The following is a 13,448-nucleotide window of genomic DNA, read 5'->3' as shown; positions in this document are numbered from 1 at the left end:
TCAAAGGACTATCATGACATCGCATGCCGAAGCCGAGTTGCAGGGCCGTTTTGCCCTGGCCCAGAAAATGGCTATCGAAGCCGGCGCCGTGGCGCTGGCGCATTTCAATGCGCGCGAGCGGCTGGTCATCGAGACCAAGGCCGATCCGCAGGATGTGGTCTCGATTGCCGACCGGGAAGTGGAAGAACTGATCCGCGCCCGCATTGCGGCGGCCTTTCCCGGCGATGCGGTGCTTGGCGAAGAATATGGCGTCAGCGCGGGAACCTCCGAATTCACCTGGGTGATCGATCCGATCGACGGCACCAGCCCATTCGTAAATGGTATGCCAACCTGGTGCATCTCCATTGCGGCGCTGCGTGGCGAGGAGATCGTCGTCGGGGTCATCTATGTCCCGTGCAATGAGGAGCTTTATGCGTCGGCGCTCGGCATGGGCGCGACCCTGAACGGCAAGGCGCTCTCCATCGATCCGAGCAAGACCATTCGCAATGCGGTGACGGGTATCGGCGCCAATCACCATGTCACCCCGGCAGTCGTTGCCTCCCTGGTGGAAAAGCTGCTGGAAGCCGGCGGCAATTTCATCCGCAACGGATCGGGCGCGCTCATGCTGGCCTATGTCGCCGCTGGCCGTCTTGTCGGTTATTACGAGCCCTACATGCATGCGTGGGACTGCATGGCCGGTTACTGCCTCGTCAAGGAAGCCGGCGGCTGGCACCATCCATTCCCGGCAAAGGGCGAGGCGTTGACCCGGGGTGCGCCGGTTCTTGCCGCCGGTTCCGGCGCAGTGGACGACCTGAGAAAGATCGCGGGCCTCTAATCCCGCCAGCGTACCGCCGGCGCATCAGCGCTGGCGGTCCTGATACCATTTCAACCAGATTTTATGAGTGTACGACCTCGTTCCCGCAGTATTTCGCGTGCTTCGCTGGGTAAAAATCCCGATAAAGGCTGCTTGCATTCGCAACGGGAAAGCAAGCAAAAATCTTGAAACTTTCCGCAACTGCTAAGAGCAGATCATTGACTTATTACAGCGAATAACGTGGATTAAAGTTGGTGTTGTCGATCACCGACTCTCGTAAAGCTGGATAGACATGACGTTCGTGCGAAATCTTATGTGGGCGCCTACAATTGGCCTATCCTGGCTGTGGGGTCTGGGTTTTTTCTATTCCATCCACGTCACGCTGACCTATGGCTGGCTTGGTTTCTTCGGTTTCGCGATCTCGAATGTTGGCGGTCTGTGGTTGTTCGGCTTTATTCTCGGCCGCAGCAAGCGGACGCCGGACCAGATCATGAAGGACATCGAAAACCGCTATGTCGGCGTCTTTCTGCTGTTCCAGATGGCGGCGCTGGTGGTGACGGTTTTCGGCTTCGTTGCCTATTTGTGGCAGCCGATTGTGGGCGAGGGCGCGACAATAGGCGTTGCTTTCCTGCTTCTGGCTTCCTGCGCCATCGGCCATGCGCTTTCACTGGAGCAGATCAAGAAGCTGCATATCCTCTATACGGTGATCGGCGTTGCGGCAGGGCTCGTGCTGCTTTCCGGTCTGCGGCAGACGTCGGACTATCCCGGTGTCCCGCTCCAGCAGTTCGATGCACGCTTTTACGGCCTTGTCATGCCGACGGTGATCGGCTTCCTGCTCGGCCCGTGGCTCGATATCCAGCATTGGCAGCGGGCGGTCTATATCAAGCGCGAGGGCGGGTCGGTCGGGATCGCCTATGGCGCCGGTGCCCTGCTGTTCTTCGGTTTTCTCCTGCTCAATGCTTCCATCGCGTCGACGGTCGGTCCCATCGGCAGCATCATTTCCATTGACGGCCTGCCGAGCGCGCAAGGGTCGGTTTCCGCAGCGGTTGTCCTGGCCGCGGAAAATGGTGCGCCCTATCTGGCGATTGCCTTTGCGATCTGGACGATTGCGGCGCTCACATCGACAGTCGACAGTTTTTATTGCGCGACGAACTGGTATCTGCGCGGCAAGAACATGCGCAGCAACAGTCCGCTGCTGGCGCTTATTCCCGATGGCATTGCCTCGTCGCCGCTGTGGCTGCTGATCGGCGCGACCTGGGTTGCCTATGCCGCCGTACCGGCAAACTTTTCGCTCATGTATTTCATGATGCCTTTCGCCACGCTGTTCGTCAGCGCGTCCGCCAATCTGGTTTGCGAGGCTTTGGGGGCGAAACCGAAATTCGATCCGGTGCTGAGCTTCCTGATCGGCTGCGGATCGTCGCTGATTTTCGTTCTCGGCTATATCCAGCCTGTACCCGGCTTCCTGTTCCTGTCGCCGTTCATCGGCTTGATCGGCGCTTTGCCGGTCATCATCGAACTGGTGGGACCCCGCTCGAAGGCGATCCCGGTTGAAATCGTCGACCAGCCCATTCGGATGATGAGCACTGCCCCGCTGACAAACACGTCGGGCGGCGAGGAAATATCGCAGTCGCATGGTTTCGATGGCGAGTGGTTCGTCATGCATCTCACCCCGACCTATGACGATACCAATTCGGTCGGGAACGTCTACTTCGCCAATTATGTGCGCTGGGTCGGCAAGGCGCGCGAATTGTTCTTCAATGTCTGCATGCCGGATTTCGATCTGGCGACGACGCGGTTCTACATCCTCACACGTTCCTTCACCCATGATTACCGGCGGGAATCGAAGGAATTCGAGCAGATCAGCGTTCGCATCAAGATCGCCCGGCACAACCGCAAATTCGTCACGCTGCAGCACGAAATCCACAGCGCAGCGCAAGGCCTGCTCGGTCATGGCGAACAGTCCCTGATGTTCGTGGACAGGGATCAGTACAATCCGCTCGATATTCCCGGCGAAGTCATCAAGGGCTTCCTGGCCTACTGGCCAAAAGATTCGCGGCTGTCACCCAGCTATCGTCCAACTGTTCAGGACAAGACGAAGCGGCAGGCGTGAGCCGCCGGGCTGCTTCATCTCTCATCGGGTTTGAGAACGCGCCTCAGCTGGCGACTTCGTAGCGGTCGCGGTCGAACGACATGAGGTCGGCTGTCTTGTCAAACGGCTCCGCCGGGCTGAACAGGAAGCCCTGCACCTGATCACAGCCTTCCTTTTGCAGGCAGGCCAGCTGTTCACGGGTTTCAACGCCTTCCGCGGTGATCTTCATGCCCATGCTCGCGCCAAGACCCATCACCGCACGGATGATGGCAAGGCTTCCCCTGTTGTGCGGGAGGTCGCGCACAAAGGACTGATCGATCTTGATCTTGTCGAAAGGCATCTTGCGCAGATAGCTGAGGCTGGAATAGCCGGTGCCAAAATCGTCAAGCGCAATGCTTACACCCATTGCCCGGAACTGCCGCAGCAGGGAAATCGCCGCGACATTGGCTTCAAGGAACACGGATTCGGTGATTTCGAGTTCGAGGCGGTTGGGCTTCAGCTTGTTGGTTGTCAGCGCATCGCGAACGATGGAGGCGAGATCCGAATGGCGGAACTGGATCGCGGAAATATTGATCGCCACATGGATGTCGTCGGGCCAGGACACCGCCGTCTTGCAAGCCTCCTGGATGATCCATTCGCCGAGGGGGATGATATTGCCGGTCTCTTCCGCAATCGGAATGAAGATGGCCGGAGAAATATACCCGTGCACCGGATGCTTCCAGCGCAGGAGGGTTTCAAACCCGACGGTCTTGAGCGTGATGGCCGACACGATCGGTTGGAAATGCAGGATGAACTCCTGCCGTGCCAGAGCGCCGCGCAAATCCATCGCCAGGGCGCGCTTGGCCTCGATCCGCGCATCCATTTCGACTTCGTAGAACCGATAGCTGTTCCGGCCCTCGTTCTTGGTGCGGTACAGCGCAAGGTCGGCGCAGCGCATGATATCGCTGACGCTGTCCATGGGGGCAAGCGCGATGCCGATGCTGATATGGATGTTGATCTGGATGCCATCGATCCAGAATGGTTGTGAGATGCGGCGCACGAGATCTTCCGCCAGTGCCGTCGCTTCGGGCTGGCCGGCGCCAGGGGCCAGGATCGCAAATTCGTCGCCGGACAGGCGCGCCACGATGTAGCGGGCAGGGGATGTGCCGCGCAAACGCTCCGCGACCTGCTTCAGCAACTGATCGCCGATGCCGTGGCCGAAGCTGTCATTGACGGTCTTGAATTCGTCGAGGTCGATGCAGAACACGGCAAAGCCGGCAAGGCCGGTTTCCAGTTCCTTGGTTGCTTCGGCGAGTTGATCGGTGAACAGGGTTCTGTTCGGCAGATCGGTGAGCACGTCGTAGCGGGCGAGATAGGACAGCTTGTCTTCCGACTGCTTTGCCGCTGTCACGTCGGAACCAACCCCGCGATAACCGCAGAACTGCCCGGCATTGTCAAAGATGGCCTTGCCGGTCAGTGACCACCAGCGGGTTTCGCCCTTTATATTGATCGGCAATATATGGTTGCGGAAGGTCGTGCGGTTTTCAATGGCCTGCCAGATCGACCCCACCTTCACCGCCTCTTCAGCGTGTGACTGGTCGACCTTGAACAGTTGCGCGAAGGGCATGCCCTGCAATTGCTTGGTGGTTTTCTCGGCGATCTGTGCCAGGCGCGGCGAGGTGTGCTGGAGTTTCAGGTCGGCGTCGGTTTCCCAGATCCAGTCGCTGGCATTCTCTTCGAAATCATAGAGAAGCAGGCTGATAACCTCCTTCTGCTGCTCGACCTTGATCTGGTCGAGCGTGCGCATGACGATCAGGTTGCTCATGTGCACGATGGTGAACAGGATGAACAGCGCATAGATGGCCAGCAAGATCGCAATGAAAAGAAAGAAATCCTCGCCGGTCGAGGCGAGGGCAAAGAACGAGCCGGTGATGATGGCGCCCGAAAAGGCAATGGCGGCCAGCGGAACCACGGCCACGCCGATGCCGGTCGCCATGAGACCGGCCGCCGTGCAGGCGATCAGCAGCCTGTGGTAGGCATCGGCTTCCAGAAAAAGCATGAGTGGAATGCTTGCCAGGCACAGGCCGTAACATGCGGATATGATGATCAGGTATTTGATGCCGGCGAAGCCAAGCTCCTTGACCTTTGGCACCTTGTACCATTGCCAGCAGGCAAACAGCGATGCGGCGGTCATGACGGTGACGATGGTGGCCAGACTGCCCAGATACAGGCTATGTCCCTGATCCCAGAAGACAAACGCCACCACGAACACGACGCTCATGGCCACGATGACGGTAAAGGACGCCAGTCGCAGCGCCACATCCATCTGTTCAGCGTAGACCCGCCGCTTGACGGCAGGATTTATCGTTCCCCGCATGCCGAACATGGAACGGATAGCGTCAGGCGTATGGAAATTCGACAGTTGCACTCACGGACCTCAGAAAGGCGAGTTCATATTTCCCTATGCTATTTTTATTACGTTCGGCATTGGTTAATTTGCTTACCATTTTTTATAATAGTTACCAATGTCTTTATGGTTGTATGGTTTATGCCTGAGTAATATGAGATTATTTGTAAGAAGTTTTGTAATTTCTCCGCTGGCAATGCGAATTGAATGTGAATATTCAAATATAAAAGAGAATAATGATGTCTTGTATTGTTAAATTCAAGTAAAAATCAAAGTCGCTTCCATGTATAAGGCGGGCGCATTCACCGGCTGTGTGGCGGATCATTCAAGTGGTCCGCCTTGCCGCGTCGTTCCAGGGTCCGGACCCTAGCCGCGGACTGCGAGAATTGCCGGCAGCAGGCCTGGAAAAATCTCGGCCAGTTCATTGTCGCGCAATTCGTTGATCCGCGAGGTGCCGTCGTTGCGGGTCTTGATGATCCCGGCTTCCCGCAGCACGCGGAAATGATGTGACACGCTGGATTTCGGGCGTCCGTTCTCAAGCGCGGCGCAGGTTGCCTCACCTTCGCGGGCCAACTGCCGGACAATCGACAGGCGGATGGGGTCGCTCAGCGCGTAAAGCACGGATTCGAGCTGCACTTCGGTGATCTGGGGATGGCGATATTCTCTCATGGACGTATCCTAGCACAAAATTTTGTGTATTGCTATTGTTCGAATAATATCGAACTATGGAAATATCAGCGGACCTGAATGTCCGCAGCACCCCACCTTGGAGTAAATATATGGCCTCTCTTTTCGACCCCTTCACCTTGAAGGATGTGACATTGCGCAACCGAATCGCCGTTTCCCCTATGTGCCAGTATTCGGCAAATGACGGCGTGATCAATGACTGGCATCACGTTCATCTCGGCGGATTGGCGCGTGGCGGTTCCGGACTGGTGATTGTCGAGGCAACCGCCGTGTCGCCGGAAGGCCGGATTACCCCGGGTTGCGCGGGGTTGTGGAATGATGAACAGGCGAAGGCATTCGCACCGGCGGTTCAGACCATCAAGGATGCGGGCGCCGTTCCCGGTATCCAGATTGGCCATGCGGGGCGCAAGGCCAGCGCGAACCGGCCGTGGGAAGGCGATGACCATATTGCGGACGACGATCCGCGCGGCTGGGAAACGATTGCCCCTTCGGCCATTGCCTACGGCGGCGGGCTGTCGAAGGTTCCGCACGCAATGACCAAGGCCGATATCGAGCGGGTGAAGCAGGCATTCGTCGACAGCGCGAAGCGGGCACTTTCCGTCGGCTTCGAATGGCTCGAGCTGCATTTTGCCCATGGCTATCTCGCGCAGAGTTTTCTGTCCGAGCATTCCAACACGCGCGCCGACGACTATGGCGGCAGTTTTGAGAACCGCAGCCGCTTCCTCATCGAAACGGTGCAGGCCGTGCGGGCCGTTTGGCCGGACAACCTGCCGCTGACAGCGCGTCTCGGTGTCATCGAGTATGACGGGCAGGACGAAAAAACCCTCAGCGAAGCCATAGAACTTGTCAAACAGTTGAAGGCCAATGGCCTCGACTTCATCGATGTCAGCATGGGCTTCTCGCTGGGCAAGACCAATATTCCGTGGGGCCCGGCATTCCTTGGGTCGGTTGCGGAGCGTGTCCGCCGCGAAACCGGTCTGCCAGCCTCGACATCCTGGTACATCAGCACGCCGCAGGAAGCCGACGGTCTCATCCGTGATGAAAAGGTCGATCTCGTCATGCTGGCACGTCCGCTGCTGACTGATCCGCACTGGCCGTTCCGCGCCGCCAAGGAACTGGGCGTCGAGAAGCCGGCCTGGGTTCTGCCTTCACCCTACGCCCATTGGCTGGAACGTTATCGGGCTGCTTGAGCCCTCCGGGTAAATAGCATGGAGCCGGGAATGGAATTCTCCATACCCGGTTTCATAGGTGCGCGATTGGCATAAAGTGGGGCGTTGCGCCCCGCTTTTAGTATGGGATTTCGCGAACGCGCTGAAATAAGCAACGGCCTGCGTATTCCCTCATTGCAACTTCTCCTAGTGTTTCGGGTGATCATTCCGCACCAACACGAGGACGAAAACCATGGCAGTCCATTTGCACCCCGAGACCATCGCCCTGCATGCCGGCTGGCGGGCGGATCCCGCAACCGGCGCCGTGGCCGTGCCGATCTACCAGACAACCTCGTACCAGTTCCGTGACACGGAGCACGCGGCCAATCTCTTCGCGTTGAAGGAACTCGGCAACATCTATACGCGTATCGGCAATCCGACCACCGATGTCCTGGAGAAGCGTGTTGCCGCGCTTGACGGCGGTATTGCTGCGCTCGTGGTTTCTTCGGGGCAGGCGGCGTCTGCGCTTGCCGTGCAGAACCTTGCGCGGGCTGGTGACAATATCGTCAGTTCCACCGATCTCTATGGCGGCACATGGAACCTGTTTGCCAATACGCTGAAGGATCAGGGCATCGAGGTGCGCTTTGTCGATCCCCGGGATCCCGAAGCGTTTCGCCGGGCTACGGATGAGCGAACCCGTGCCTATTATGCGGAAACACTGCCCAATCCGAAACTCACCGTGTTTCCCATTGCCGAAGTCGCCGCCATCGGGCGCGAATATGGCATTCCGCTGATCGTGGATAACACAGCAGCGCCTTTGATCGCACGGCCCCTGCAGCACGGTGCTGCTATTGTCGTCTACTCCACCACAAAATATCTTGGCGGGCACGGTACCTCCATCGGCGGCATCATCGTCGATGGCGGGCAGTTTGACTGGGAGAAATTCCCGGAACGGCAGCCAGCGCTGAACACACCTGACCCAAGTTATCACGGTGCGGTCTGGACGGAGGCGGTCAAACCCATCGGACCCGTCGCCTATATCATCAAGGCGCGCGTTACGCTGCTGCGCGACCTTGGCGCGGCGCTGTCCCCCTTCAATGCGTTCCAGACCATCCAAGGCATCGAGACGCTGTCGCTACGTCTGCAACGCCACGTCGAGAATGCGCAGAAGGTTGCCGAGTTCCTGGCCAAGCGGCCGGAGATCGCCAAGGTCATCCATCCATCGCAGCAGAGCGGTCTCGATCGCGAGCGGGCGGAGAAATATCTCTCGGGCAGTTTTGGTGGTCTGGTAGGCTTCGAGCTCAAGGGTGGCCTGCAGGCAGGGCGCAAATTTATCGAAGCGCTCGAACTCTTCTATCACGTGGCGAACATCGGCGATGTCCGCAGCCTCGCCATCCATCCAGCAACGACTACGCATTCCCAGCTCTCGCCGGAAGAACAGCGGGCGAGCGGCGTTTCCGAAGGGTACATCCGGCTCTCGGTCGGCATTGAGCATATCGATGATATTCTTGGCGATTTGGAGCGCGGCCTGAATGCATCGAAACTTGCACTCGCCGCTTGAAACCTCTGGTTGGTTGGAATCGTGGGACGGATGTTGTAAGTTCTGGAGTGAGAGGCGGGCTTTCACCCACCCCTCGCTTCTAGAGTGTAAATCGAACCCGGATCACCAGCTGCCAGCCGGTCCGGGTTCTTTTCACCTCTAGCGTGATGCTAAACGGCAATTTCCGCATAGATCACCTCCAGTTTTGAGAGCAAGGCCATTGCTGTGGTCGGGAGGCCCGTCTTCCCGATGCACCGGCTGGCTCGGTGTGTCTGCTTCGCCCTCAAATGGATCGCGTGTAAAACGCCTGTTCAATCCATTGCCCGTTTTCACAAAGCCCCGCTAGAAATGCAGAGTTGAATCATTTGAGGTAAGCGGTTGTTTTTGATGGGCATTTAGAACTATTGTTGAATGATCATCGCGTTCTCTCCGAACAATAGTTCTGGCCTTGGCCTGTAGATCAGAATTTCCCAATGATCTGGAGTGCGGCCTGAACGCATCGAAACTTGCACTCGCCGCTTGAAACTCAGGGTTGGTTGGAATCGTGGGGCGGATGTTGTAAAGTTCTGGAGTGAGGAACGGGTTTTCACCCGTCCCTCGTTTCTAAAGTGTAAATCGAACCCGGATCACCAGCGTCCAGCCGGTCCGGGTTCTTTTCACCTCTAGCGTGATGCTAAACGGCAATTTCCGCATAGATCACCTCCAGTTTTGAGAGCAAGGCCATTGCCGTGGTCGGGGAGGCCCATCTCCCCGATACACCGGCTGGCTCGGTGCTTGCTGCTTCGCCCTCAAATGGATCGCGTGTAAAACGCCTGTCCAATGCATTGCCCGTTTTCACAGAGCGCCGCTAGAAATGCAGAGTTGAATCATTTGAGGTAAGCGGTTGTTTTGAATATGAATTTTCAACTATAGTCGAATGCGCTTGGCGCGATCTTGACGCGTAGTTCCGGCCGCCGGCCGATGAATCCACGATTTCCACTATCGAAAATGTTCATGCTTGCCCGTATGCCCTATCGAAAAGTCGACCGGATCGGTATAGACGGTCGCAAACAGACAACAGGGCGGCTGCACAGGCAGCGCAAATGATGATGACGGTTGTGACACGGAAGACGGGAGAAGCGGCGGGAACGGCTGCCGGTGATGGATTGACCGCGGCGGCTGATCCGATGGTGGCGTTTGAAGGCGTTTCCAAACGCTTTGCGGCAGGGCGCACCAGTGCGGAAGTGGCCGCGCTCGACGGTGTCGATCTGATTGTCCCGCGCGGCTCCGTCACCGGCATTATCGGCCGTTCCGGCGCGGGCAAGTCCACCCTGATCCGGCTGGTCAACGGGCTGGAAAAGCCGACAAGCGGCCGCGTCGTTGTCGACGGGGTGAATATTGCCGAGTTTGATGAAAAGCGGCTGCGCGACGTGCGCCGCTCCATCGGCATGATCTTCCAGCATTTCAATCTGCTTTCGTCGCGCACGGCTTTCGACAATATCGCCCTGCCGCTTGAAATCGCCGGTGTCGACAGACAGACCATCGAAAAGCGGGTGACACCACTGCTCGATCTGGTGGGGCTGTCGGACAAGCGTAATCGCTATCCCTCCGAACTGTCCGGCGGGCAGAAACAGCGCATCGGCATCGCACGGGCGCTGGCAACGGAACCCAAACTGCTTCTCTCGGATGAAGCGACATCGGCACTTGATCCTGAAACAACCCGGTCGATTCTTGCCCTGCTCAAGACCATCAACAAGGAGCTTGGCCTCACTGTTCTCTTGATCACACATGAGATGGAAGTGATCAAGACCATTGCCGATCACGTGGCGGTTATCGATGGCGGACGCATCGTCGAACAGGGCCCGACTTTCGATGTGTTCACCGGTCATACCCATGCGACAACCCGGTCGCTGCTGGGTGGATTGGCAGGGCTGCATCTGCCGGAGTTTTTGACGCGGCAGATGGTCGAGAAGCCGGAGCCGGGCTTGCGGACGATCCTGCGTATCATCTTCAAGGGCGAGAATGCGACGGAGCCCATGCTGGCGCGGCTCGGCAGCGATCTCGGTATCGAGGTCAATATCATGGCCGGTGCGGTCGACGAGATTGCCGGGCGCCCGTTCGGCATGCTGGTGGTTTCCCTGCTCGCCGATGAGGCAAAGATAGTCCAAGCCCGAAGCTTTCTTGCCGATCACGGCCTGTCATCGGAGGTTGTCGGCTATGTCCGCTGATATTTTTGCACTGCTGGTGAAATCCACCGGCCAGACGCTGTACATGGTCGCCGTGGCGGGCCTGATCGGCTCGTTGTTCGGCATTCCGCTTGGTGTTTTTCTGGCGACCAGCGGCCGCGGCGAGCTTTTTGCTGCGCCTTCGGTCAACAAGGTGCTCGGGCTTGTCGTCAATGCGGCCCGCTCGACGCCCTTCATCATTCTGGTCGTCGCCATCATTCCCTTCACCCGCATGATTGCCGGGACCTCAATCGGAACCACCGCCGCGATTGTACCGCTGACCATTGCAACCATTCCCTTCATCGCGCGGCTGGTTGAATCGGCAATCCGCGAGGTCGATCCGGGGCTGACCGAGGCTGCCCGTGCGATGGGGGCAAGTCCCGCCCAGATCGTGTTCAAGGTTCTGCTGGCCGAAGCGCGTCCCGGCATCACATCGGCCCTGACGCTCACCATCGTCAGCCTGATCGGTTATTCAGCCATGGTCGGTGCCGTCGGCGGCGGCGGGCTCGGCGATCTCGGCATTCGCTACGGCTATCAGCGCTTCATGCCGGATGTGATGGCCATCGTGGTTCTGGTGCTGATCGTGCTGGTTCAGCTTGTGCAGAGCGCCGGTGACCGGCTGGCACGGCGGTTCGACAAGCGCATCCGCCCCCGCTGAAAACACGTTTACGTTAAAACAGGAGAGTACAATGTTGAAGAAAATCCTCGTCACCGCTGCGGTGGCGGCAATGCTCGGCGCGACGGGCGCTCTGGCCGAAACGATCAAGATCGGCGTGACGCCGGGCGAACACGCGCAGATCATGGAGAAGGTCAAGGAAATCGCCAAGCCGAAGGGCCTCGACATCGAAATCTTCGAATTTTCCGACTATGTCGTGCCGAACCAGGCGCTGAACGACGGCGAGCTTGATGCCAACTCGTTCCAGCACAAGCCCTATCTCGACAACCAGATTGCCGACCGCAAGTTCGATCTCGTCGATGTCGCCAACACCGTGAATTTCCCGATGGGCGTCTATTCGAAGAAGGTGAAGAGCTTCGATGCACTGGCCGATGGCGCGACGATTGCCATTCCGAACGATCCGACCAATGGCGGCCGCGCGCTGCTGATCCTTGCCGACAAGGGTGTGATCAAGCTGAAGGAAGGTTCAGGCCTCAAGGTGACGCTCGCCGATATCACGGAGAACAAGAAGAACTTCAAGTTCGTCGAACTGGATGCTGCCCAGCTGCCGCGTTCCATCGACGATGTGGATGCCGCTGCGATCAACACCAATTACGCGCTTGAAGCCGGCCTTGATCCGATGAAGGACCCGATCCTGAAGGAAGGCGAAAAGGCGCCCTACGTCAACCTGATCGCCGTGCGCAAGGCCGACAAGGACAAGCCCTGGGTCAAGACGCTGATCGAATCCTACCATTCCGATCCGGTCAAGCAGTTCATCCTCGACAAGTACAAGGGTGCGGCTGTTCCAGCCTGGTAATCGACACTTTCACTCCCCTTCGCCGATGGGTGGAGGGGAGTGGTTTGCTTTAATGTCTTCAGATGCGCTTGCCGTTGCCGCCGAAAAGATGCAGCTTTTCCTTGGGGATGATCACCCTGAGGTGATCGTCGGGCTGGGATACGGAACGGCCGGCAACCCGCACGACGACCCGCTCACCCCCAATGATGCCATAGACATAGCTTTCCGCGCCGACCGGCTCGACACCGAGCACCTTGAGGTCGAGCAGCAGGCCGCCAATGTGGTTTTCCGTGCCGGTGGCAACCTCCAGATCTTCCGGACGGAACCCGATCACCGCATCCTTGTCGGATACGGCAAGCCCCTCGGCGCCGATCCGCGTGCCGTCCTTCAGGATCAGGCCGGATTCGCCGGCGGTCACCGGAATGAGGTTCATCGGCGGGGCGCCGATGAAGCTGGCGACGAATGTGCTGGCGGGCTTTTCGTAGATATCCAGCGGCGCGCCGATCTGTTCGACCGCACCGGCATTCATCACCACGAGAATGTCGGCAAGCGTCATGGCCTCCAGCTGGTCGTGGGTGACATAAACGCTGGTCACGCCGAGCTGGCGCTGCAGGTTCTTGATTTCCACCCGCATCTGGCCGCGCAGCTTGGCGTCGAGATTGGAGAGGGGTTCGTCAAAAAGGAACACTTTGGGGTTGCGCACGATGGCGCGGCCCATGGCGACACGCTGCCGCTGACCGCCTGACAATTCGCGCGGACGCCGTTCGAGCAGATGCGCCAGCTCCAGCGTTGCCGCTGCTTCACGCACACGCTTGTCGATCTGGTCTTTCGGCATGCCGCGATTGCGCAGGCCGTAGGCCATGTTGTCATAGACCTTCATATGCGGGTAGAGCGCATAATTCTGGAAGACCATGGCGATGTCGCGTTCGGCGGGGCCGAGATCGTTGACAACCTTGTTGTCGATCTTGACCGTGCCGTCGGTAATGGATTCCAGCCCCGCGATCATGCGCAGGAGGGTCGATTTTCCGCAGCCCGACGGGCCGACAAGCACGCATAAGGCGCCGTCCTTGATGTCGATATCGACGCCTTTGACCGCCTCGACGCCGCCGACATAGACCTTGCGGACATTGGTGAGTTCAACACTTGCCAT

The 13,448-nt window shown here is 58.4% G+C and carries 10 protein-coding genes; 7 read left to right on the top strand and 3 right to left on the bottom strand.

Going from position 1 to position 13,448, the window contains the following annotated elements; genetic code table 11:
- Positions 1–13: 13 nt before the first annotated feature.
- Both ACIQWS_RS12120 and ACIQWS_RS12115 read left to right on the top strand, forming a co-directional pair.
- Complete coding sequence (locus ACIQWS_RS12120; RefSeq protein WP_346307083.1) at positions 14–814, top strand: inositol monophosphatase family protein; 801 nt, start codon at positions 14–16, stop codon at positions 812–814.
- A gap of 292 nt (positions 815–1,106) precedes the next feature.
- Positions 1,107–2,903, top strand: coding sequence for an acyl-CoA thioesterase (locus tag ACIQWS_RS12115; RefSeq protein WP_403177145.1), 1,797 nt, complete (start codon positions 1,107–1,109; stop codon positions 2,901–2,903).
- Positions 2,904–2,946: 43 nt separating this feature from the next.
- Here the strand turns inward: ACIQWS_RS12115 and ACIQWS_RS12110 are convergent, their stop codons facing one another.
- Both ACIQWS_RS12110 and ACIQWS_RS12105 read right to left on the bottom strand, forming a co-directional pair.
- Positions 2,947–5,289 carry a putative bifunctional diguanylate cyclase/phosphodiesterase gene (locus ACIQWS_RS12110; protein ID WP_403177143.1) on the bottom strand — a complete coding sequence of 781 codons (2,343 nt, stop codon included), beginning with the start codon at positions 5,287–5,289 and terminating at the stop codon, positions 2,947–2,949.
- A gap of 345 nt (positions 5,290–5,634) precedes the next feature.
- Positions 5,635–5,937 (bottom strand): helix-turn-helix transcriptional regulator, encoded by a 303-nt coding sequence (locus tag ACIQWS_RS12105; protein ID WP_223612679.1) that lies wholly within the window; start codon positions 5,935–5,937, stop codon positions 5,635–5,637.
- Positions 5,938–6,047: 110 nt separating this feature from the next.
- Between ACIQWS_RS12105 and ACIQWS_RS12100 the strand changes: the two genes are divergently transcribed.
- The 5 genes from ACIQWS_RS12100 (at position 6,048) to ACIQWS_RS12080 (ending at position 12,319) form a co-directional block, all read left to right on the top strand.
- Positions 6,048–7,145, top strand: coding sequence for an NADH:flavin oxidoreductase/NADH oxidase (locus ACIQWS_RS12100; protein WP_403177136.1), 1,098 nt, complete (start codon positions 6,048–6,050; stop codon positions 7,143–7,145).
- 211 nt (positions 7,146–7,356) lie between these two features.
- Positions 7,357–8,664 (top strand): O-acetylhomoserine aminocarboxypropyltransferase/cysteine synthase family protein, encoded by a 1,308-nt coding sequence (locus tag ACIQWS_RS12095; RefSeq protein ID WP_403177129.1) that lies wholly within the window; start codon positions 7,357–7,359, stop codon positions 8,662–8,664.
- Between the two features lie 1,145 nt (positions 8,665–9,809).
- Positions 9,810–10,850: a methionine ABC transporter ATP-binding protein gene (locus ACIQWS_RS12090; protein WP_403177770.1), complete on the top strand. Its 1,041-nt coding sequence runs from the start codon at positions 9,810–9,812 to the stop codon at positions 10,848–10,850.
- Entirely contained in the window at positions 10,840–11,505 is a 666-nt protein-coding gene (locus ACIQWS_RS12085; protein ID WP_403177125.1) for a methionine ABC transporter permease, read from the top strand. The genes ACIQWS_RS12090 and ACIQWS_RS12085 overlap by 11 nt, the downstream gene beginning before the upstream one ends.
- A gap of 31 nt (positions 11,506–11,536) precedes the next feature.
- Entirely contained in the window at positions 11,537–12,319 is a 783-nt protein-coding gene (locus ACIQWS_RS12080) for a MetQ/NlpA family ABC transporter substrate-binding protein (RefSeq protein WP_403177119.1), read from the top strand.
- A 58-nt stretch (positions 12,320–12,377) separates the two neighbouring features.
- Here ACIQWS_RS12080 and ugpC read toward each other — a convergent pair whose 3' ends face one another.
- Entirely contained in the window at positions 12,378–13,448 is a 1,071-nt protein-coding gene (gene ugpC / locus ACIQWS_RS12075; protein WP_403177114.1) for a sn-glycerol-3-phosphate ABC transporter ATP-binding protein UgpC, read from the bottom strand.

It is taken from the genome of Phyllobacterium sp. NPDC097923, from assembly GCF_044760925.1.
GTDB lineage: Bacteria > Pseudomonadota > Alphaproteobacteria > Rhizobiales > Rhizobiaceae > Phyllobacterium > Phyllobacterium calauticae.
This window is presented reverse-complemented; position numbering and strand designations above follow the sequence as displayed.